At 44.2% G+C, this 22,618-nt stretch carries 16 protein-coding genes; 12 read left to right on the top strand and 4 right to left on the bottom strand.

Annotated features, from left to right (window positions below; translation table 11 throughout):
* Positions 1-10 precede the first annotated feature (10 nt).
* The 7 genes from WA279_RS10595 to WA279_RS10565 all read left to right on the top strand — a co-directional run bounded on the left by WA279_RS10595 (position 11) and on the right by WA279_RS10565 (position 13,168).
* A complete protein-coding gene (locus tag WA279_RS10595) occupies positions 11-313 on the top strand; it encodes a contact-dependent growth inhibition system immunity protein (RefSeq protein WP_336155378.1) in 303 nt (100 codons plus the stop codon).
* A 388-nt stretch (positions 314-701) separates the two neighbouring features.
* Positions 702-2,531 (top strand): PTS beta-glucoside transporter subunit IIABC, encoded by a 1,830-nt coding sequence (gene bglP / locus WA279_RS10590; RefSeq protein WP_336155377.1) that lies wholly within the window; start codon positions 702-704, stop codon positions 2,529-2,531.
* 22 nt (positions 2,532-2,553) lie between these two features.
* Positions 2,554-3,963, top strand: a complete 1,410-nt coding sequence (bglH, locus tag WA279_RS10585) for an aryl-phospho-beta-d-glucosidase (protein WP_336155376.1) — start codon at positions 2,554-2,556, stop codon at positions 3,961-3,963.
* 102 nt (positions 3,964-4,065) lie between these two features.
* On the top strand, positions 4,066-4,512 hold the full coding sequence (locus WA279_RS10580) for a universal stress protein (RefSeq protein WP_336155375.1): 447 nt from the start codon (positions 4,066-4,068) through the stop codon (positions 4,510-4,512).
* A gap of 152 nt (positions 4,513-4,664) precedes the next feature.
* The gene (locus WA279_RS10575; protein ID WP_046161098.1) at positions 4,665-5,600 is read left to right on the top strand and encodes a DMT family transporter; all 936 of its coding nucleotides are present in this window, start codon (positions 4,665-4,667) and stop codon (positions 5,598-5,600) included.
* Positions 5,601-5,765: 165 nt separating this feature from the next.
* Entirely contained in the window at positions 5,766-12,767 is a 7,002-nt protein-coding gene (gene wapA / locus WA279_RS10570; protein WP_336155374.1) for a tRNA nuclease WapA, read from the top strand.
* A complete protein-coding gene (locus tag WA279_RS10565; RefSeq protein WP_336155373.1) occupies positions 12,749-13,168 on the top strand; it encodes a YxiJ family protein in 420 nt (139 codons plus the stop codon). Before wapA ends, WA279_RS10565 begins: the two co-directional genes overlap by 19 nt.
* 91 nt (positions 13,169-13,259) lie before the next feature.
* Here the strand turns inward: WA279_RS10565 and WA279_RS10560 are convergent, their stop codons facing one another.
* Both WA279_RS10560 and WA279_RS10555 read right to left on the bottom strand, forming a co-directional pair.
* Positions 13,260-13,817, bottom strand: a complete 558-nt coding sequence (locus tag WA279_RS10560) for a DUF2812 domain-containing protein (RefSeq protein WP_336155372.1) — start codon at positions 13,815-13,817, stop codon at positions 13,260-13,262.
* Positions 13,814-14,155 (bottom strand): PadR family transcriptional regulator, encoded by a 342-nt coding sequence (locus WA279_RS10555; RefSeq protein ID WP_336155371.1) that lies wholly within the window; start codon positions 14,153-14,155, stop codon positions 13,814-13,816. The genes WA279_RS10560 and WA279_RS10555 overlap by 4 nt, the downstream gene beginning before the upstream one ends.
* Before the next feature lie 164 nt (positions 14,156-14,319).
* Here WA279_RS10555 and WA279_RS10550 point away from each other — a divergent pair, with 164 nt between their 5' ends.
* Positions 14,320-15,468, top strand: a complete 1,149-nt coding sequence (locus WA279_RS10550) for a rhamnogalacturonan acetylesterase (RefSeq protein WP_336155370.1) — start codon at positions 14,320-14,322, stop codon at positions 15,466-15,468.
* Between the two features lie 81 nt (positions 15,469-15,549).
* Complete coding sequence (gene dbpA / locus WA279_RS10545) at positions 15,550-16,989, top strand: ATP-dependent RNA helicase DbpA (protein WP_336155369.1); 1,440 nt, start codon at positions 15,550-15,552, stop codon at positions 16,987-16,989.
* 18 nt (positions 16,990-17,007) lie between these two features.
* Here the strand turns inward: dbpA and WA279_RS10540 are convergent, their stop codons facing one another.
* Positions 17,008-18,294 (bottom strand): MFS transporter, encoded by a 1,287-nt coding sequence (locus WA279_RS10540; protein WP_336155368.1) that lies wholly within the window; start codon positions 18,292-18,294, stop codon positions 17,008-17,010.
* Between the two features lie 206 nt (positions 18,295-18,500).
* On the opposite strand from WA279_RS10540, the gene WA279_RS10535 reads away from it, so the two are divergent.
* From WA279_RS10535 to bglS, 3 genes are all read left to right on the top strand, one after another.
* The gene (locus WA279_RS10535) at positions 18,501-19,181 is read left to right on the top strand and encodes a hypothetical protein (protein WP_336155367.1); all 681 of its coding nucleotides are present in this window, start codon (positions 18,501-18,503) and stop codon (positions 19,179-19,181) included.
* Between the two features lie 94 nt (positions 19,182-19,275).
* Positions 19,276-20,109 (top strand): transcriptional antiterminator LicT, encoded by an 834-nt coding sequence (gene licT / locus WA279_RS10530; protein WP_003242598.1) that lies wholly within the window; start codon positions 19,276-19,278, stop codon positions 20,107-20,109.
* 295 nt (positions 20,110-20,404) lie between these two features.
* Positions 20,405-21,133, top strand: coding sequence for a beta-glucanase (gene bglS / locus WA279_RS10525; RefSeq protein ID WP_336155366.1), 729 nt, complete (start codon positions 20,405-20,407; stop codon positions 21,131-21,133).
* 157 nt (positions 21,134-21,290) lie between these two features.
* Here bglS and citH read toward each other — a convergent pair whose 3' ends face one another.
* A complete protein-coding gene (gene citH / locus WA279_RS10520) occupies positions 21,291-22,571 on the bottom strand; it encodes a citrate transporter CitH (RefSeq protein WP_336155365.1) in 1,281 nt (426 codons plus the stop codon).
* Positions 22,572-22,618 lie beyond the last annotated feature (47 nt).

Raw genomic sequence — 22,618 nt, 5'->3', positions numbered from 1 at the left:
GCGAGATGACATGTTATCGATCGATAAACAAGAGGACCCTGTATTTCAGTTTTTAGCTGGAACATTCCATCAGGATATTGAATCTTCCGATGACGCTTTACAAGAGTTATTAACAGAGGAAAGTAAAGAATATTTGGAGTATGCTATTGTCTTTTTAACGGGTTTTATTGAAAGTGAGCATTCAGACAATGAGAAAAATGAATACATTCAATCTTGCGCAGATGGCGTGTATTTTCCTGCGTTTATTTTAGAACCAATTGATTGGCTAAAAAATGTAATAGTGCAAATAAAGAAGTCTTTAAATAAAATTTAAACGATAACAATTCTTAACCTTGATTGGAAAAAATGCCTTTCAAGGTTTTTAATCACAATAATTTTTTATTGAAGTTAATACTATGTTCAAACCTTTATGATTACTTTTGTTCTAAAAACATAGTCAACACTCAAAATGAAAGCGTTGACATCCCGTGAATCTAGTGCTAAAGTATACCTACAAACAAATAAAACGACCCGTCAGGATTGTTACTGCGAAAGCAGGCAAAACCTAAATGGTGCAGGTGCAGGAGGTGACTCTCGCAATCTGTGTCATTTAGGTTTTTTTTATTCTCTTTTAGGAGGTGATGCGGCATTTGATACAAAAAAAGCTGGTGAAAGGCGGCCACCTTTCATCCAGCAGTCCCCCATAAAAAGGAGGTATACACATGGATTATGATAAATTATCGAAGGACATATTACAACTCGTAGGCGGTGAAGACAACGTTCAGCGCGTGATTCACTGCATGACGAGGCTGCGTTTTAATCTTCATGACAACGCGAAGGCGGATCGCAGTCAGCTGGAGCAGCTGCCGGGGGTGATGGGCACCAATATCAGCGGCGAGCAGTTTCAAATCATTATCGGAAACGATGTGCCGAAGGTGTATCAGGCGATTGTGCGGCACAGCAATCTCAGTGATGAGAAGAGCGCTGGTCCATCCTCTCAGAGAAAGAATGTGCTGAGTGCGGTCTTTGATGTGATTTCTGGGGTGTTTACTCCGATTCTGCCTGCGATTGCGGGAGCGGGGATGATCAAAGGGCTTGTGGCGCTGGCAGTTACGTTTGGCTGGATGGCGGAGAAGAGCCAGGTTCATGTCATTTTGACGGCTGTCGGTGACGGTGCGTTCTACTTCCTGCCGCTCCTGCTAGCGATGAGTGCGGCGAGAAAATTCGGAAGCAATCCGTACGTAGCGGCTGCCATTGCGGCGGCGATCCTGCATCCGGATTTGACAGCCCTGCTCGGTGCGGGGAAACCGATTTCCTTTATCGGGCTTCCTGTAACCGCTGCCACTTATTCGTCAACGGTCATCCCGATTTTGCTGGCGATTTGGATTGCTTCGTACGTAGAAAAATGGATTGACCGTTTTACACACGCATCTCTCAAATTGATTGTGGTTCCGACATTCACGCTATTGATTGTCGTGCCGCTGACATTGATTACAGTCGGTCCGCTTGGCGCTATTTTAGGAGAATACTTGTCTTCTGGGGTCAATTATTTGTTTGATCATGCAGGGCTTGTGGCAATGATTTTGCTGGCGGGAACGTTCTCTTTAATCATTATGACGGGCATGCACTATGCCTTTGTGCCGATCATGATCAACAACATCGCTCAAAATGGCCACGATTATTTACTGCCGGCTATGTTTTTGGCGAATATGGGGCAGGCTGGGGCATCATTTGCCGTCTTCCTTCGCTCCAGAAACAAAAAATTTAAATCACTCGCGCTTACCACAAGCATCACGGCGCTGATGGGGATCACAGAACCTGCGATGTACGGCGTGAATATGCGATTGAAAAAGCCGTTTGCGGCCGCTTTGATTGGCGGTGCAGCCGGTGGCGCGTTTTACGGCATGACGGGTGTTGCTTCCTATATCGTCGGGGGGAATGCAGGTCTGCCGAGCATCCCTGTCTTTATCGGTCCAACGTTTATTTACGCGATGATCGGTCTCGTGATTGCATTTGTGGCGGGAACAGCAGCTGCGTATTTGCTTGGATTCGAGGATGTCCCTTCTGACGGCAGCCAGCAGCCGGCAGCGCATGAAGGCAGCAGAGAGATCATTCACAGCCCGATTAAGGGAGAAGTGAAAGCATTAAGCGAAGTCAAAGACGGAGTGTTTTCTGCAGGGGTCATGGGAAAAGGATTTGCCATTGAGCCTGAAGAAGGAGAAGTTGTGTCGCCTGTTTGTGGAAGCGTTACCACCATTTTTAAAACAAAACACGCAATTGGCATTACGAGTGATCAGGGAGCTGAAATACTCATACACATTGGATTGGACACGGTGAAGCTGGAGGGACAATGGTTCACGGCTCATGTCAAAGAAGGCGACAAGGTCGCACCGGGAGATCCGCTCGTGTCCTTTGATCTGGAGCAAATCAAAGCCGCGGGATATGACGTCATTACCCCGGTGATCGTGACCAACACAGACCAATATTCATTTTCGCCGGTGAAAGAGATCGGTAAAGTGCATCCAAAAGAAGCGTTGCTAGCTTTATCTTGAAAAAACTAATGGGGTGATCAATATGAGTTCAAACGCAAAACGATTTCCAGAAGGATTTTTATGGGGCGGCGCAGTTGCTGCCAACCAAGTGGAGGGTGCTTATAACGAGGGTGGTAAGGGGCTTTCGACAGCTGACGTATCGCCGAACGGGATCATGTCTCCATTTGATGAATCAATGACTTCCTTGAATCTGTATCACAACGGGATTGACTTTTATCATCGTTATAAAGAGGATATCGCCTTATTTGCAGAAATGGGATTTAAGGCGTTCCGCACATCGATTGCGTGGACGAGAATTTTTCCGAATGGCGATGAAGAGGAGCCCAATGAAGAAGGCCTCAGCTTTTATGATGATCTGTTTGATGAGCTGTTAAAGCATCATATTGAGCCTGTCGTAACCATCTCTCATTATGAAATGCCGCTCGGTTTAGTGAAAAATTACGGCGGCTGGAAGAATCGCAAAGTCATAGAGTTTTATGAACGCTATGCCAAAACGGTTTTCAAACGCTATCAACACAAAGTGAAGTATTGGATGACGTTTAATGAAATTAACGTGGTGCTCCATGCACCATTTACCGGAGGCGGTCTTGTTTTTGAAGAAGGAGAAAACAAATTAAACGCGATGTACCAGGCGGCACACCACCAATTTGTGGCCAGTGCTCTTGCTGTCAAAGCGGGTCACGATATCATTCCTGATTCGAAAATCGGCTGTATGATAGCGGCAACGACAACCTATCCGATGACTTCTAAGCCGGAGGATGTCTTCGCGGCAATAGAGAATGAGCGCAAAACACTTTTCTTCTCAGATGTTCAGGCAAGAGGCGCATACCCAGGATATATGAAACGCTATCTGGCAGAAAACAATATTGAAATTGAAATGGCTGAAGGCGATGAAGAGCTCTTGAAAGAACAAACGGTGGATTATATTGGATTCAGCTACTACATGTCGATGGCGGCGAGCACAGATCCTGAAGAGCTTGCAAAATCAGGGGGCAACCTGCTGGGCGGAGTCAAAAACCCTTACCTCAAATCATCAGAATGGGGCTGGCAAATTGATCCGAAAGGCTTGCGCATCACGCTCAACACCTTATACGACCGTTATCAGAAGCCGCTGTTCATCGTTGAAAACGGCCTTGGCGCTGTAGACAAGGTTGAAGAGGACGGCACGATTCAGGACGATTACAGAATCAACTATCTGCGTGATCATTTAATTGAAGCACGCGAAGCCATTGCGGACGGCGTTGAATTAATCGGATACACATCATGGGGGCCAATTGACCTTGTCAGCGCATCTACTGCGGAAATGAAAAAACGCTACGGCTTCATTTATGTGGACCGGGACAATGAAGGAAATGGAACATTTAACCGCATCAAGAAAAAAAGCTTCAACTGGTATCAGCAGGTTATCGCCACAAACGGAGAGAGTCTCTGACAAATTTTTGAAAACTCATGCGCTTCAATTGACAATAACGAAATGCAGGCGGACAATAAAAGAGAAAGATGAACCACCCACAGTCCGAAAGGCGGGAAGAGCATGTTTAACAAAATGTTAGTAGCGATTGACGGATCAGACATGAGTGCAAAAGCGCTTGATGCCGCAGTGCATTTGGCAAAAGAGCAGCAAGCGGAACTAAGCATTCTTCATGTGGGGAGAGAAGCCGTCGTCACGACTTCTTCTCTGACGGGAATTGTCTATGTGCCTGAACACTTTATTGATGAAATCAGGAACGAGGTTAAAAAAGAGGGCCTGAAAATCCTTAAAAATGCAAAAGAAAAAGCAGCCGAAAAAGGCGTTCAAGCTGAAACCATTTACGCGAATGGCGAGCCGGCGCATGAGATACTAAATCACGCAAAAGAGAAAGGCGTCAGCCTGATTGTAGTTGGCAGCCGGGGGATCAGCGGCCTGAAAGAAATGATGCTTGGAAGCGTCAGCCATAAAGTGTCTCAATTATCAACATGCCCGGTTTTAATTGTTCGATAGATTTGTTAAAAAAAGCGCCCTTGGGCGCTTTTTTCTATTTAGAATAGAAGTGTTATAATATCTACATGTAAAAAAGAGGAATTCTATGTGTAGATTTCTGAATTCATAAAAAACAGTTTATGCTATGCAGTACTGGAGGTAGAATACGTTTGATGCAACAGGATCTTTCCATATCGTCAAAACAAAAATCAACAGCCGTAATCAAAATGGTCATCTCTATGGTGATTTTCGGTTCTATCGGCTTTTTCTCAGAGCATACCAATCTGCCGTCATTTGAATTGGTCTTTGTCCGCTGCCTTTGCGCGACGCTGTTTTTAGGCCTTTGCTGGCTGGCGTCCGGCCAGTATAAAACTGAAAAATGGAGCAAGAGAGACGTGCTGCAAACATTGGCGTGCGGTTTCTTTCTTGTATTCAACTGGGTGTTCTTATTTAAGTCTTTTGAAGAAACGTCCGTTACAATTGCCATCTCCGTTTATCACCTAGCGCCGGTGCTTGTTCTTCTTCTGGGGAGCTTCCTCTACAGAGAGAAATTAAATGTGATCTCCGTCAGCTCCATTATCATCTGCTTTCTGGGAACTGCGCTGATTTCCGGGATTAACGGCAGCACTTCATTGACACAGCTGATGGGATCAGGGATCATATGGGCAGTTCTCGCCGCGCTGTTTTATGCGTTCACCACTTTATTGGGAAAAGGCATTCACAATCTCAGTCCTTACACGACCACCTTCTTGCAGACGGGTTTAGGGGTTATCATCCTGATTCCGTTTATTCACTTTGGCGCTTTTGCTGACCTATCTCAGGGAAACTGGATTATGGTGGTATCTACCGGCATCATCCATACGGGTATTGTATATTTGTTGTTTTTTGACAGTTTACGATTTTTATCAACGAAATTTATTTCAATCATTGTATTTCTCGACCCCGCTGTCGCGATCGTGCTCGATACCGTCTTCACAGGCTTCCGCCCTGACCTCTATCAAACGCTTGGCATCGTAATGATCTTTGCGGGCATGGCCTTGACGCTTGTCAGGAGGCAGGGGAAGGCGAATGTGGCAGCTGAGGGTACGGATATTGAACAAATGCAATAATAAAAAAATGTAAAAAGGCCTATGCGGCCTTTTTTTGTTTTAGGTCAATTGACTCTCGCTAATCCTTAAAATAAGATAAATTTTCTAGAAAAATATTGTAATAATATTTCAGTCTAGTTAAGATTATTGAGTAAATATTACTTTTATTACAAAAGGAGAGAGAAAATGAAAAAAAGAAAGAGGCGAAACTTTAAAAGGTTCATTGCAGCATTTTTAGTGTTGGCTTTAATGATTTCATTAGTGCCAGCAGATGTACTAGCAAAAACCACAGAAGAAGAGAATGGAAATCGTATTGCTGCCGATGATCCAGAAGAAACTCTTCAGAAAGAACAAACTGAGGAAGCCGTACCTTTTGATCCAAAAGATATAAACAAAGAGGGTGAGATCACCTCTGAAAGAACAGAAAATACAAAACTCTATTATGAAGGTGACGGTGTCTATAAACAGGAAGTATACCTTGATCCTATTCATACAAAGGAAACACCTGATGCAGACTGGGAAGACATTTCTCCCGAGTTAAAAGAGTCGACAAGCAAACAAGTCGAGACAGAGAATGCCATTTTGAATTCAGATTTTCAAAAGCAAATGAAGAACGGGCTTTATGCGACTTTTGAGCATAATGACCATAAGGTTACATATTCACTTGTAGAAGCGAAAGGCCCGAATAAAACTTCACTTACTCCGAAAGATACCTCAGCAGATTATAAGACTGACAGTAATGAGATTGTGTATCCGGATGTTTTTCCGAATATTGATCTTCAGACTTTCACATTCAATGAAAACATAAAAGAAGATTTAGTCCTTCATCAGTATGATGGATACAACACATTTACATTTCAGTTAAAAACCGATTTGCAGGCTAAAGAACAAGAGGATGGATCCATTGATTTTTCTGATGAAAAAGGCAAAGTTGTTTTTTCTGTGCCTAAACCTTTTATGACGGATTCAAAACTAGATGAGCTTTCCGGCGAGGTTGAACGGTCAGACAAAGTCAGCTATAAGCTGGAAAAGAATGAAGGAGGGTATTTGCTTCATCTTACGGCAGACGAGAACTGGCTGAAAGACCCAGAACGCGTATATCCAGTATCTATCGACCCGTCAACTTCTTTATCTGTTTCATCGGACACGTTTGTCATGAGTGCCTACCCGACGACGAACTATTCGGCCTCCTCACAAAAATGGGATGCTAATTTAAAGGCCTATGTACTGAAAACGGGCTATTATGACAAAACAACAGGCACAAATTATGCGTTCATGAAATTTAACAACCTAAAGCCAATTCAAAATATGACTGTCACCAAAGCTACATTAAAAACATACGTAGCCCATTCCTATTATGGAACAAAGGCAACCGGTCTTTGGCTGGATACGGTCAACAGCAATTATGATAATGGAAAAGTGACATGGAACACCAAACCGGCATCTAAAAATATCGGAAAAGCCGACGTCCATAAAGGACAGTGGGCGAGTTATGATGTGACCGCTGCTGTAAAGTCATGGAACTCCGGCGGGGCCAACTATGGGTTTAAGCTTCATACAAACGGAAACGGCAAGGAATATTGGAAAAAACTAATTTCTTCAGCGAACTCCGCCAATAAACCGTATATTGAAGTGACGTATACCATACCAAAGGGAAACACCCCTACAATTAAAGCCTATCACAATGGTGATTCCACTGGTTATTTCGATATCAGCTGGAAAAAGGTTGAAGGTGCAAAAGGATATAAGGTATGGATTTACAATGGTAAGGAATATCAAGCGATTTCTGCAGGAAACGTCACGTCGTGGAGCACAAAAGGAAAAAAAATCTGGCCTACGAGCGCAGAAATTGCCTCCAAGCGATATAAACTGCATCTGGACGGCAAGGATGGAGCTGAATTGGCATTAGACCCATCCCCGGTCTATAAGAACTCCGGCGGAAGCTATGCCACAAGCAAAAACTATTGGATTGGCGTCAGTGCGATATTTGACCAAGGTGAAGGAGCGATGTCCGCACCGGCAAAGCCCGTTATCCCTAATGTAGGAAAAGCACAAGCACCATCAGCAAAGGGCTACAATAATGGGAATGCCACAGGATACTTCGACCTTTCTTGGAAAGCTGTATCCGGTGCAACCGGCTATAAGGTTCAGGTGTTCAATGGGAAAGGCTTTGAGACACTTGATCTCGGAAATCAGACGTCTTGGACCACAAAAGGGAAAAAGATCTGGCCGACAAGTGCAGAAATCAAGGCGGGAAAATATGCTCTTCACCTAAAGGACGGAAGCGGAGCAGAGCTGCCGATCAATCCCGGACCAACCTATAAAAACGCCGGGGGAGATGGAGCCAAAAAAAATTACTCGTTTAAAATTATCGCATACAACAAAGGTGGCGAAGCCATTGCATCCCCGGCTGCTAACCCGGCACTTCCTGATATCGCTAAGCCAAAGAATGTAACTGGCTATTTGTATACAAATACAAAATCGAGTCAAACGGGCTATGTGAATTTGATATGGGAAAAGGTTCAAAATGCGAAAGGCTATAAAGTTAACATTTACAACGGTAAAGAATATCAATCCTTTGATGTGGGTGACGCGGATCATTGGACAACCCAAAATAAAAACATCTGGCCGACTTCTGAGGAAATCAAAGCTGGAAGCTATAAGCTGCATACCGATGGAAAAGGCGGGGAATTAGCCCTCGATCCATCACCTGTCTATAACAATGCAAATGGGAATTACAAAGGGAAAAAGAATTATTCTTTCACGCTTGTCGCTTATGATGCGAATGGTGAAACGATTCCGACAGCGCCCTTTAACCCAACGTTCCATGAAGGCGCAGAATTCCTAGGGACAGAAGAGTACTGGTCTATCATTGATATCCCAAGCGGCCAGTTAAATGGTGCGACAGGCAATGTCATTGTGAATGAAGAAGATTTGTCAATTGACGGACGCGGTCCGGGACTTGGCTTATCGAGAACCTACAACAGTCTTGATAGCTCTGATCATTTATTTGGGCAAGGCTGGTATGCTGATGCAGAAACATCTGTCATCTCAACGGATGGCGGGGCAATGTATATCGATGAAGACGCTACGACACATCGATTTACGAAAAAAGCCGATGGCACGTATCAGCCGCCGACCGGTGTATATCTTGAATTAACAGAAACAGCTGATCAGTTCATATTAAAAACAAAGGATCAAACTAACGCTTATTTCAATAAAAAAGGCGGCAAACTCCAAAAGGTAGTGGATGGCCACAACAATGCAACCGTCTACACTTACAACGACAAAAATCAACTGACCGCCATTACAGATGCATCAGGCCGCAAGCTTACATTTACCTATGATGAAAACGGCCATGTGACTTCCATCACCGGACCTAAAAACAAGAAAGTCACCTACTCATATGAGAATGATTTGCTGAAGAAGGTTACAGATACAGACGGGACTGTCACAAGCTATGACTACGATAGCGAAGGGCGCCTTGTCAAACAGTATTCAGCCAACAGTACCGAAGCAAAGCCTGTCTTTACCGAATATCAGTATAGCGGACACCGTCTCGAAAAAGCGATCAACGCTAAAAAAGAAACATATGTCTACAGCTATGATGCTGATAAAAAGACGCTTCTCATGACACAGCCAAATGGCCGGAAAGTACAGTATGGCTATAATGAAGCGGGAAATCCGATTCAGGTCATTGATGATGCGGAAGGGTTAAAAATTACAACGAATACAAAGTATGAAGGCAACAATGTTGTAGAAGATGTCGATCCAAACGACGTAGGCACCGGAAAAGCAACGGAAAGCTATCAATATGACAAAGATGGCAACGTTACGTCGGTTAAAGATGCATATGGAACTGAGACATACGAATACAACAAAAACAACGATGTCACAAAGATGAAGGATACCGAGGGCAATGTCACGGATATTGCTTATGACGGACTGGATGCTGTATCCGAAACCGATCAGAGCGGAAAATCATCGTCAGCAGCTGTTTATGATAAATATGGAAACCAGATTCAATCGAGCAAAGATTTATCAGCTTCAACTAATATTTTGAAAGATGGAAGCTTTGAAGCGCAAAAATCCGGCTGGAATCTGACTGCCTCTAAAGACAGCGGCAAAATTTCAGTCATCGCCGATAAAAGCGGAGTTCTTTCCGGATCAAAGGCATTGGAAGTCTTGAGCCAATCAACGTCTGCAGGAACCGATCACGGGTATTCCTCAGCGACTCAAACAGTTGAACTGGAGCCGAATACAACCTATACATTAAGCGGGAAAATCAAAACAGATCTTGCGAAATCAAGAGCCTACTTTAACATTGATTTGCGAGACAAAGATCAAAAACGGATTCAATGGATTCACAATGAATACAGTGCATTAGCCGGAAAAAATGACTGGACAAAACGGCAAATCACTTTTACGACTCCAGCAAATGCAGGAAAAGCTGTTGTGTATATGGAAGTCGATCATAAAGATAAAGATGGCAAAGGAAAAGCATGGTTCGATGAAGTCCAGCTGGAAAAAGGCGAAGTATCGTCAAGCTATAACCCAGTTCAAAACAGCAGTTTCACAACAGCAACGGAAAGCTGGAATGTAAGCGGGGCATCCGTTGATTCTGAAGAAGGCTTTAATGATGATGTATCATTAAAAGCTGCCCGGACCAGTGCGTCCCAAGCCGGATCAGTAACAAAACAAACCGTTGTCTTAGGGCAAAGCGCAAACGACAAACCAGTTTATCTCACACTGACAGGCATGTCGAAAGCAAGCAGCGTCAAATTTACAGATGAAAAAGACTATTCTCTGCAGGCTAATGTCACTTACGCGGACGGCAGCACAGGCGTATACAATGCGAAATTCCCTTCTGGAACACAGGAATGGAACCGCGCAGCTGTTGTTATACCGAAAACAAAGCCGATTAATAAAGTGGACATTAGCATTCTGTTCCAAAAGAGTGCGACAGGCACAGTCTGGTTTGATGATATCCGTCTGATTGAAGGAAGCCTTCTGACAAAAAGCACGTACGACAGTAATGGCAACTATGTGACCAAGGAAGAGGACGAACTAGGTTACGCCACTTCAACTGATTACGATGAAACTGGTAAGAAAACAGCTGAAACGGATGCAAAAGGTGAAAAAACAACCTATACGTATGATCAGGCAGACCAATTGACAAACATGACGCTCTCCAACGGCACTTCTATCCTTCACAGCTATGATAAGGAAGGCAATGAGATAAGCAAAACCATCCGGGCGGGGGCAGATCAAACCTATAAATACGAATATGATGTGATGGGCAAGCTTGTCAAAACAACTGACCCTCTCGGCAATGTGTTAGCAAGCGAATATGATGCCAACAGCAACCTGACCAAAACCATTTCTCCAAATGGCAACGAAGTGTCTCTTTCTTATGATGGAACAGACCGGGTGAAATCAAAATCGTATAACGGTACAGAAAAGTACAATTTCACGTATGACAAAAATGGAAATGAAACGTCGGTCGTCAATAAAGAGCAGAGCACCACAAAGAAACGGACATTTGACAACAAAAACCGTTTAACCGAACTGACAGACCGCGGCGGCAGCCAAACTTGGACATACCCTAGTGACTCCGATAAGCTGAAAACCTTCTCGTGGAGCCATGGGGATCAAAAAGGAACGAATCAATTTACGTATAACAAGCTGGATCAAATGATTGAGATGAAAGACAGTACATCTTCATATTCATTTGATTATGATGAAAATGGCAACGTCCAAACCTTTATTACGGGCAACGGCGGTGGAACAAGTTTTTCATATGACGAAAGAAACCTTGTAAGCTCGCTGCATATCGGTGACAAAAACGGCGGAAACATTCTGACGGAAAGCTATGAATATGATGCCAACGGCAATCGCACAACGATAAACAGCTCAGCAAGCGGCAAGGTGCAATATGAGTATGGGAAGCTGAATCAGCTTGTCAAAGAAACCCATGAAGACGGTACTGTCATTGAATACACATATGATGGATTCGGGAACCGGAAAACCGTTACAACTGTAAAAGACGGCTCAAGCAAAACGGTGAACGCTTCCTTCAACATCATGAACCAGCTGACAAAAGTCAATGATGAAAGCATCTCTTACGATAAAAACGGCAACCGCACATCCGACGGCAAATTCACATATACGTGGGATGCAGAAGATAACCTGACCGCCGTTACCAAAAAAGGCGAAGACAAGCCATTCGCAACATATAAGTATGACGAAAAAGGAAACAGAATCCAAAAAACCGTCAACGGAAAAGTCACGAACTACTTCTACGACGGAGACAGCTTGAACGTCCTGTATGAAACAGACGCGGACAACAACGTCACAAAATCATACACGTACGGAGACAGCGGCCAGCTGTTATCCTACACAGAAAATGGCAAGAAATATTTCTATCACTACAACGCACACGGCGACGTCATCGCACTCTCAGACAGCACTGGAAAAACCGTTGCCAAATATCAGTATGACGCATGGGGAAATCCAACAAAAACCGAAGCAAGCGACGAAGTAAAAGACAACCGCTACCGCTACGCAGGCTACCAATACGACGAAGAAACCGGCCTGTACTATCTCATGGCCCGCTACTACGAGCCAAGAAACGGCGTGTTCCTATCGCTCGACCCAGACCCGGGCAGCGACGGAGACTCATTGGATCAGAATGGGTATGCTTATGGAAATAATAACCCGGTGATGAATGTTGATCCGGACGGGCATTGGGTATGGCTAGCCATTAATGCTGGATTTGCGGCTTATGATGCTTATAAAGCATATAAATCTGGTAAGGGCTGGCGAGGAGTTGCTAAAGCTGCAGCATTTGGTTTTATTGGTGGGGGAAGGTTAAAAATTGCTAGTAGGATAGGAAAATGGGCTACTACGACTAGATATTGGAGTAAAGGCACTTTTAAGAGTGCAAAGGCTTCTTTAAATTATCATCATAAAAAACATGTCGTTTGGAAAGGGAGATCTTACGGTAAAAAAAGGTACACTAATGCAGCTAGGGCTTTTTATAGATCTAATAAACATTTAAGACAAAAACATGTTCTTTCTAACGGGAAAAAAGGCTATAAAATTAAGAATGGCAAAAGAGGAGGGTATTATACGAGAAGTGGTAAAATTATTACATTTTGGCATAACGGTTGGAAGAAAAGAAGATAGTGTTTTGTAAGACACAAATTATTTGGGGAGGGATAATAATTAAAAAGTATAAGCGTTACAATTTAGATAATGAGTTAATTTCCACCCTTGAGAGAATTAAAAGAGATTTAGAAGGTCCATTTCCTTCTGATATTGAGAAATTAGAGGAAGATTATAATGAATTTTGTTCAGCGGAAGATTTTTATGAATTTTTTATGCTCATCGTTGGAAGTCTAAGTTATGTTTTAGCAGATAAAAAACTGCCCAAACGCCAACTTGATTCATTATCAAAATCTTTTTTTGAACTATGCCCAAGGTACTCTCAAATGAATGGAATTTTAGAAAACTATCCTGCACTAAAGCGAGAACTAGAACTACACGAGCGAGCAAGGAGATTATTAATTAAAATAATTTCTAATTAGCTAGCACTTTAAGAAATAGGTACGTACTACTTTCAATTTGAAATGATAGTATAAGCTTAGAAAATGTATTTAGAACTGGCACGGAAAGTTATTAAAAAGCAAAACCCCAGCCTTCACTCAAGGTTGGGGTTTCTGCGTATGACGCGCCAAATTCTGAAGACAGTGGCTGCGTAAGTGAGGATAGCCGGAAAGAAAGGATGTTTATGGTGTTATGAAGTATGGAAGCTTCAGCAGAAATAAACATACTCTTGATGACAGTGAAAACCGCAGTAAGACAGAGCATGAACAATGTGATATAGCGGAGGGTATATTCACTTTGTTTGTATTTATCAATCATGGTTGAACGGTCGGAGTAAATCGGCTTCGTTCCGGGTGCGGCGGCAAAGATATGTGTGGTGTATTCAGAACAAACATGCTCCCATCCGGCATTTTCGAATATTTCAAGGTACTCATCTATGTTGTCATTATCGACGGCACGATAGTCTAAGCTGTAGATCAATTTCCGCGGCTCAGCTTTTCTAAACTTATACCCCATAAACGCAAAAGAATCTAGTACCCAGCCTTTGCTGGCCTTATCACTTTGTCTCTTCATATCCTTTTCTTCTGAAAAGGCCAACCCTTCAGACATCATATATTTTTTCTGTTTCATGACGAATCCCCTTTCAATTGTTGAAAAGCACGTTGACCGTGTTCAGCCATCACTTTTCTGCGCTGAATTTCTTGTTTGAGTAGTTCTTGGCCGTGCAAGGTGGTTTGGTACACTTTGCGGCGCGGGTTGTCATTGTTGACAAGCTCAATGATCCCTTCTTGCAGTAATTTCTTTAACAATGTATATAAGGTAGCCGGGCCGATCGTAAAGGAGTCATCGGTCATGTCCTCAATCTCCTGCATGATCGAATATCCGTGTTTTGGCTCCAGCAAGGTTAAGACAATATAATAGGCTGGATCGGTAAGCTGATCCATTTCCTGCGGACGCTGCTTTGGCAAGTGTTCACCTCATTTCCTATATCAACAAATGATATATCATCTATTGATATAATAAAATCTTCCTTTTTGTTTGTCAACGCAATTTTTTTCTCCCTTCAGTCATCATAAAGAAACAATCACCGAGTATGCATTAATGTATGTGTTTTCATAGAGGGGGAGTCTTGATGAAAAAATGGATGGCAGCGGTTTTTGTGATGATGTTGATGCTGGGTTTTGGCGGGATTGAGAATGTGAAGGCGGCGGAGCCGAAGGTGTATCAGTTTGACTTTGGAAGCGGTTCGGTGGAGCCTGGTTATATTGGCGTCAGGGCGTCTGATCGGTATGACCGCTCAAAGGGCTACGGTTTTCAAACACCGGAGAATATGAGGGATGTGGCGGCATCCGGGACTGGTGTGAAAAGGGATGCGGTTCAGTTTTTAGCGTATGGGACGAAAAGCAATAACACGTTTAATGTGGATCTCCCGAATGGCCTTTATGAGGTGAAGGTGACGCTTGGCAATACGGCAAGGGCCAGTGTGGCGGCGGAGGGCGTGTTTCAGGTCATTAATATGACAGGGGATGGCGCGGAGGATACGTTCCAAATTCCTGTCACCGACGGGCAGCTGAATCTGCTGGTGACAGAGGGGAAAGCTGGCACCGCTTTTACGCTCAGCGCCTTGAAAATAAAGAAATTGTCTGATCAGCCGGTGACGAATCGAACCATTTATGTCGGCGGCGACTCGACGGTGTGCAATTATTATCCGCTCAACAGCAGCAAGCAGGCGGGCTGGGGGCAGATGCTGCCTCACTATATCGATAAACACACCTTTCAAGTGAGAAACATGGCGTCTGGCGGGCAGATCGCGAGAGGGTTCAGAAATGATGGACAGCTTGAGGCGATCCTGAAGTATATTAAACCGGGAGATTATTTTATGTTGCAGCTCGGCATTAATGACACAAATCCGAAGCATAATGAATCTGAAGCGGAGTTTAAAGAGGTGATGCGTGATATGATTCGTCAGGTGAAAGCGAAAGGAGCGGACGTTATCCTATCAACGCCCCAGGGCCGGGCGACCGATTTTACTTCTGAAGGCATCCATTCGTCTGTAAACAGATGGTACAGGGCCTCTATTTTAGCTTTGGCTGAAGAGGAAAAAACACACCTCATTGACTTAAATGTCCTCAGCTCGGCATACTTTACATCGATCGGTCCGGAAAAAACACTCGCGCTTTATATGGACGGAGATACGCTTCATCCGAACCGCGCTGGGGCCGACGCACTGGCGCGATTGGCTGTTCAGGAGCTAAAACGCCAGGGAATCGATGGCTTTTAATACATCATTTTTCGACAAAACACATATGCCTTCGTCAATTAGAGTATAATGAGAACATCTGCAAGAGACAGGAGTTTATACATGAGTCATTTTAAAAACTATCAAATCAGTCATGACATTTTACGAGCATTGGAAGGACTGGGATATACAGAACCGACCAAGGTGCAGCAGAGCGTGATCCCCGCTGCCCTTGAACGAAAGGATCTTGTCGTCAAATCACAGACGGGAAGCGGGAAAACGGCTTCGTTCGGAATTCCTCTCTGTGAGCTGGCGGATTGGGATGAAAACAAGCCGCAGGCGCTTATTTTAACTCCAACCCGTGAGCTTGCGGTGCAAGTAAAGGAAGATATCACGAACATCGGACGATTTAAACGGATCAAAGCGACAGCCGTATTTGGAAAATCCTCCTTTGATAAACAAAAAGCTGAGCTTAAGCAAAAAAGCCACATTGTTGTCGGTACGCCGGGACGTGTTCTGGATCATATCGAAAAAGGCACGCTGCCGTTGGATCGTCTCTCTTATTTGGTCATTGATGAAGCGGATGAGATGCTGAATATGGGCTTCATTGAGCAGGTGGAGGCGATTATCAAGCATCTTCCGACTGAGCGTACGACGATGCTGTTTTCGGCGACGCTGCCAGAGGACATTGAGAAATTAAGCCGTCAATATATGCAAAACCCGGAGCATATCGAAATCAAAGCGGCCGGGCTTACCACAAGAAATATTGAACATGCGGTGATTCAAGTAAGAGAAGAGAATAAATTTTCATTGCTGAAAGATGTGCTGATGACGGAGAATCCCGACAGCTGCATCATTTTCTGCCGAACGAAAGAGCACGTCAATCAGCTGACCGATGAATTGGATGACTTAGGATATCCATGCGATAAAATTCACGGCGGAATGATTCAGGAAGACCGATTCGACGTCATGAATGAATTTAAACGTGGCGAGTACCGTTACTTAGTGGCGACGGATGTCGCCGCGCGCGGGATTGATATTGAAAATATCTCCCTTGTCATCAACTATGATCTGCCGCTTGAAAAGGAAAGCTATGTCCACCGCACGGGCCGAACGGGACGCGCAGGGAACAAAGGAAAGGCCATTTCGTTTGTCACGGCCTTCGAAAAACGGTTTTTAGCCGACATTGAAGAATATATCGGATTTGAGATTCAAAAAATAGAAGCCCCTTCTCAAGAGGAAGTGGCAAGGAAGAAACCAGAATTTCTAGCTAAAATGAATGACCGTCCGGAAAGCAAAAAAGACAAAAGCGAAGAGCTGAATAAAGACATTATGAAGCTGTATTTTAACGGCGGAAAGAAAAAGAAAATCAGAGCCGTTGATTTTGTAGGAACGATTGCAAAAATTGACGGTGTGTCAGCTGACGACATCGGCATCATTACGATCATGGATAACGCCTCATACGTTGAGATTTTAAATGGTAAAGGCCCTCATGTTCTCAAAGTGATGAAGAACACAACCGTCAAAGGGAAACAGCTGAAGGTGAATAAAGCGAATAAATGATGAATGACCTGCTCCCAGTTAAAGGGGCAGGTCATTTTGCTGCTGGCTGACATCGGCGCTGGTCTCCTCCGGAACAAAGGCAAGAATCACAATACCAATTACAAACAGAATGATCAGACTGAACACCGCAGTCGAGGATTTCCCGGTCAGCTGGGCGGTCACGGCAATGAGCAGCGGCCCCATAATTGAGGCGAATTTCCCGAAAATGTTGTAAAAACCGAAGAATTCATTAGCGTGGCGCTTTGGCACAAGCTTGGCGAAATAGGAACGGCTTAGGGCTTGAATACCGCCTTGCGAGGTGGCGACAAGCATAGCCAGTATCCAGAAATCAAGCGTTGTCTCCATAAAATAGGCATACACGCAGACGATCATATAAATGACGATCCCGACGTACAGCATGGTCTTCCCCGTGAAGCGTTCTGCCAGTTTTCCGTATACAATCGAAAACGGCGCGGCGACTACCTGGGTGACAAATAGGATGATCAGAAGGCTTGAGGAACCGATCCCTAAATCTGATCCATAGGATGTCGACATCGTAATAATCGTGCCGACTCCGTCGATATAAAAGAAATAAGCGAGCAAGAAGAGGAAAAGTGCCCGGTATTGCCTGATCCGTTTCATCGTTTGGCCGAGCCGCTTAAAGCTGTTGATGACAATATGAGGTTCTTTTTTGATGTAATAGCGTTGATGGACATGTTTAATCATTGGGATGGTGAACAGCCCCCACCAGGCAGCCGTTAAGAAAAAGGACAGCTGGCTTGCGGCCGATACAGACACTGGAATAGTCTCTGCTTGTGCGAGCAGGATGACAGCAATACTAATGATAAATGGAATCGTGCTTCCGATGTATCCTAAGCCAAATCCCCGTGCCGAGACGAGATTCATCCGCTTCTCAGGCGTGACGTCCACGAGAAAGGCATCATAAAACACATTGGCGCCGGAAAAACCGATAGCCGATATCGTATAAAACAGCAACAATAGCAGCCAATGTTCACTAGGAATAAAGGCGAGCATCGCGGTGCTGGCGACACCGGCTGACACAAAGAAACCGAAGAACTTTTTCTTGCACCCTTCATAGTCGGCGATTGTGCCTAAAATAGGCCCGAGCATCGCAAGAATAAACGTTGAAATCGCAATGGTATAGCCCAGATAGGCAGTCGATTGAGCGGCGCTGACACCGCTTTCCGCAGCTGCTGATTTATAAAATAACGGAAATACCGCGGTGGTCACGACAATTGAGTAAGCAGAATTTGCCCAGTCATATAATACCCAGCTGTTTTCTTGTTTCGTAAAACGTTTCATCATCAGAGCCCCTCTCCGGTAACGATACTTCTATTGTACGAGAAATGGGCCTGAAAAGAATGGAATGCACGTCAATTTTTACAAAATATTTATGTTTTTTCGCTTCAAATCATACTTTTGATTTATTGCTTGGGTTAGGTGCATCTGGTACCATTTAACTATATTTTATGGTATTTTCCAGAAGGGATTCAGCAGAGAGGAGACAGAGCATGAGGCGAATAGGCTTGTGTATAAGCCTGCTGGTCACAGTTCTTGTGATGAGCGCATGCGAAAGTGAAGGTGAGGCTCAGATGTTCGCAGACTGTGATCAAAAGACAGTAAAACAAACCGCAGCCAAACCGATGAGCAGTAAGAAAAAGCAGGATTTCCAAGCCCTCGCAAGCGACAGGCAGCTGGCCATTGTGTTCAGTTCCATGATACAAGTGAGCGAAGCATTTGATTATGGAATCGGCAATCCAGAATACTTCGTGCGAATCAGCATGACTGAAGAAGAAGCAGACATTGCGAAGGAGAATCTCGAATCGATTAAGCTTGAGAACAAATCGCTCAAAAAACAAAACAGCGAGGCGGTCGCCTTGCTTCAAAAAACGCGTAATCAAGACATGAGCCGCATCGAAATTCAGCAGCTGACAGAAAATAGAGCTGCTTTTTTTGAGACCGCAGACAGTATGATCAAACTCATCGGCCAAGTCACACAGAAAAACGCGAAGAAGACAAGACAGCAGCTGGATCAGCTGAAAAAACAATATACACAATACAGCGCCGAAAGCGTCAAAATCATGAACAGCATTGTCAAAAAGCAGAAAGCTGACAAGGCATCATTTGAACGCCATCTAGAGGCGCTGCTTCAAAAACAGCCCGGACAGCAGGTACGGAGTGAATTGTACTGACCAGCTTCCGTCTTTCCCTGATGATATTGACCTAGTACAAAAAGAATGTACAATCAAGATATAGTCTGTTCTTAGTTGATTGGAGGGACATGTCATGAAAATTGCGAAGGTGATCAACAATAATGTGATCAGCGTGGTCAATGAACAGGGGAAAGAATTGGTCGTCATGGGCAGGGGGCTCGCGTTTCAGAAAAAGTCCGGCGATGATGTCGATGAAGCCCGCATTGAGAAAGTGTTCACGCTCGATAACAAGGATGTATCAGAAAAGTTCAAAACCCTTTTGTATGATATACCGATCGAGTGTATGGAAGTATCCGAAGAGATTATCAGCTACGCAAAATTACAGCTCGGCAAAAAGCTCAACGACAGCATCTATGTGTCGCTGACCGACCATATTAACTTTGCCATCCAGCGCAACCAGAAAGGGCTTGATATCAAAAACGCCTTGCTGTGGGAAACAAAACGGCTGTACAAAGACGAATTTGCGATCGGCAAAGAAGCGTTGGTTATGGTAAAAAACAAGACTGGTGTGTCTCTGCCAGAGGATGAAGCAGGCTTTATTGCTCTGCATATTGTAAATGCCGAGCTGAATGAAGAGATGCCCAATATTATCAACATTACAAAAGTCATGCAAGAGATTTTGAGTATTGTAAAATACCATTTTAAGATTGAATTCAACGAAGAATCGCTTCACTATTATCGGTTCGTCACCCACTTAAAGTTTTTCGCGCAACGTCTATTTAACGGCACTCACATGGAAAGCCAGGACGATTTTTTGCTGGATACAGTGAAAGAAAAGTATCATCGCGCGTATGAATGCACGAAGAAAATCCAAACCTACATTGAGCGGGAGTATGAGCACAAGCTCACAAGTGACGAGCTGCTGTATTTAACCATTCACATAGAAAGGGTAGTTAAACAAGCATAATGAGAGCGCTGACATTTGTGTTTCCTTGTGTTCACTTTTTCTTACATTCACATATGAAAATGGTAGGATTGTTACTGATAAAGCAGGCAAAACCTAAATTACAATGAGTGCGGATCATCTCTGTCTGTGCTGATGGTAATTTAGGTTTTTATTTTTTTCAGAGGGAAGATGATGATAGTTACAGGATTCAAGTTAGTTAGATTCGATATTATCATTATTTTGACCGATGTTCCCTTTTACAAGAATCATGTAAGATCAACGTAGAAAACGCTTTCAACGAAAGGGGAATGCCAATATGCCTTATCTGAAACGAGTGTTGCTGCTTCTTGTCACTGGATTGTTTATGAGTTTGTTTGCAGTCTCTTCTACTGCCTCAGCTCAAACAGGTGGATCGTTTTTTGACCCTTTTAACGGCTATAACTCCGGTTTTTGGCAAAAAGCAGATGGTTATTCGAATGGAAATATGTTCAACTGCACGTGGCGGGCTAATAACGTATCAATGACGTCATTGGGTGAAATGCGTTTAGCGCTAACAAGCCCATCTTATAACAAGTTTGACTGCGGGGAAAACCGTTCTGTTCAAACATATGGCTATGGACTTTATGAAGTCAGAATGAAACCAGCTAAAAACACAGGGATCGTTTCATCGTTCTTCACTTACACAGGTCCAACAGATGGAACTCCTTGGGATGAGATTGATATCGAATTTTTAGGAAAAGACACAACAAAGGTTCAATTTAACTATTATACAAATGGTGCAGGAAACCATGAGAAGATTGTTGATCTCGGGTTTGATGCAGCCAATGCCTATCATACGTATGCATTCGATTGGCAGCCAAACTCTATTAAATGGTATGTCGATGGGCAATTAAAACATACTGCAACAAACCAAATTCCGACAACACCTGGAAAGATCATGATGAACTTGTGGAATGGCACGGGTGTCGATGAATGGCTTGGCTCCTACAATGGTGTAAATCCGCTATACGCTCATTATGACTGGGTGCGCTATACAAAAAAATAATGCCAAATGTGAAAGAGCCTGCTGCAATATAGCAGGCTCTTATGATTGTAATGAGAAGTTGTTGGCATGAATCTTCTATTCACTCATAATATCCTATTTGATCTTCTCCCCTCTGTAAATCACGTACTCACTCAATGCTACGATCAAGCTCATACATTTAGAAAGAAATAATCCCAATCAAAAGTGCGGCAATCGTCATCACAATCGTTGTTCCTACGGCCCATTTAATAGTGAATTTTTGATGGTCGCCAAAGCTGACGCCTGCCATTCCTACCAATAGATAGGTGGAAGGCACAAGCGGGCTGAGCAGATGCACAGGCTGTCCCAGCAAGGAGGCCCTTCCGATTTCAGCGGCGTCTATTCCGTAAGCGGAAGCGGCTTCGGCGATGATGGGAAGGACACCGAAGTAAAAGGCGTCATTCGACATGAAAAAGGTGAATGGCATGCTGACGATCGCAGTGATCAACGGCAGGTGCGGGCCCATGGCATCAGGGATGAGTGAAACGAGAGAATGCGCCATGGCATCGACCATTTTTGTGCCGGAGAGAATGCCTGTGAATATGCCCGCAGCAAACACCATTGAGACAACGTTTAACGCATTACCCGCATGCGCCGAGATTCGTTTCTGCTGCTCTTTGACATTTGGATAGTTGACCATCAAGGCGACGGCGAACGCAGTCATAAAAAGAACAGGGAGCGGCAGCAGGCTGGTGATCAGTGCGGCCATCAGAGCGACAGTCAGCAGCAGGTTAAACCATTGAAGAGCGGGACGCTTGAGCGGTGCGGCCTCCGGATCGGAAGACGGTGCGTGCTCAATCGAAATGACGCCGAGCCGCTTCCGCTCTTTCTTTCCGAGGATATAAGCAACGGCAATCACCCAGAGAATGCCGGCGATCATAGCGGGAATCAGGGGCGTGAAGACCTCTGACGTGTCCAATTTTAAGGAGGCCAAAACCCTCGCAGTCGGCCCGCCCCACGGGATAATATTCATAACCCCCGAACCGAGCATCGCTATTCCCGCTAACACCAAACGGTTCATGCCGAGCCGTTTGTAGAGAGGCAGCATCGCTGCAATGGTAATCATATAGGTTGTTGTCCCATCTCCGTCCAGCGAAATGGTCATGGTCAGAACCGCTGTGCCTACGGCGATTTTTAACGGATCTCCTTTGACAAACGACAAGATTTTGGCAATGAGAGGATCAAACAGGCCTGAGTCAATCATAATGCCGAAATACAGGATGGCGAATAACAGCATGATACCGGTAGGGGCGAGGTCTGTAACGCCCTGAATCATCATCTCGCCGAGATCTTTGCCAAATCCGCTGATCAGGGCGAACACAATAGGAACGACAATCAAAGCAATAAGAGCGGAAAGCCGGTTAGACATAATAAGGTACATAAAGACAATCATCATCACAAAACCGAGTATGGCAAGCATGATATGACCTCCCCTATTCAACAGCTTTTTAAGTAAGCGCTTCTATC

This window comes from Bacillus sp. 204(2023), from assembly GCF_037027505.1.
In the GTDB taxonomy this organism is placed as follows: Bacteria; Bacillota; Bacilli; order Bacillales; family Bacillaceae; genus Bacillus; species Bacillus subtilis.
Note: the sequence above shows the minus strand (reverse complement) of the source record. Positions and strands in the feature narration are given on the sequence as shown.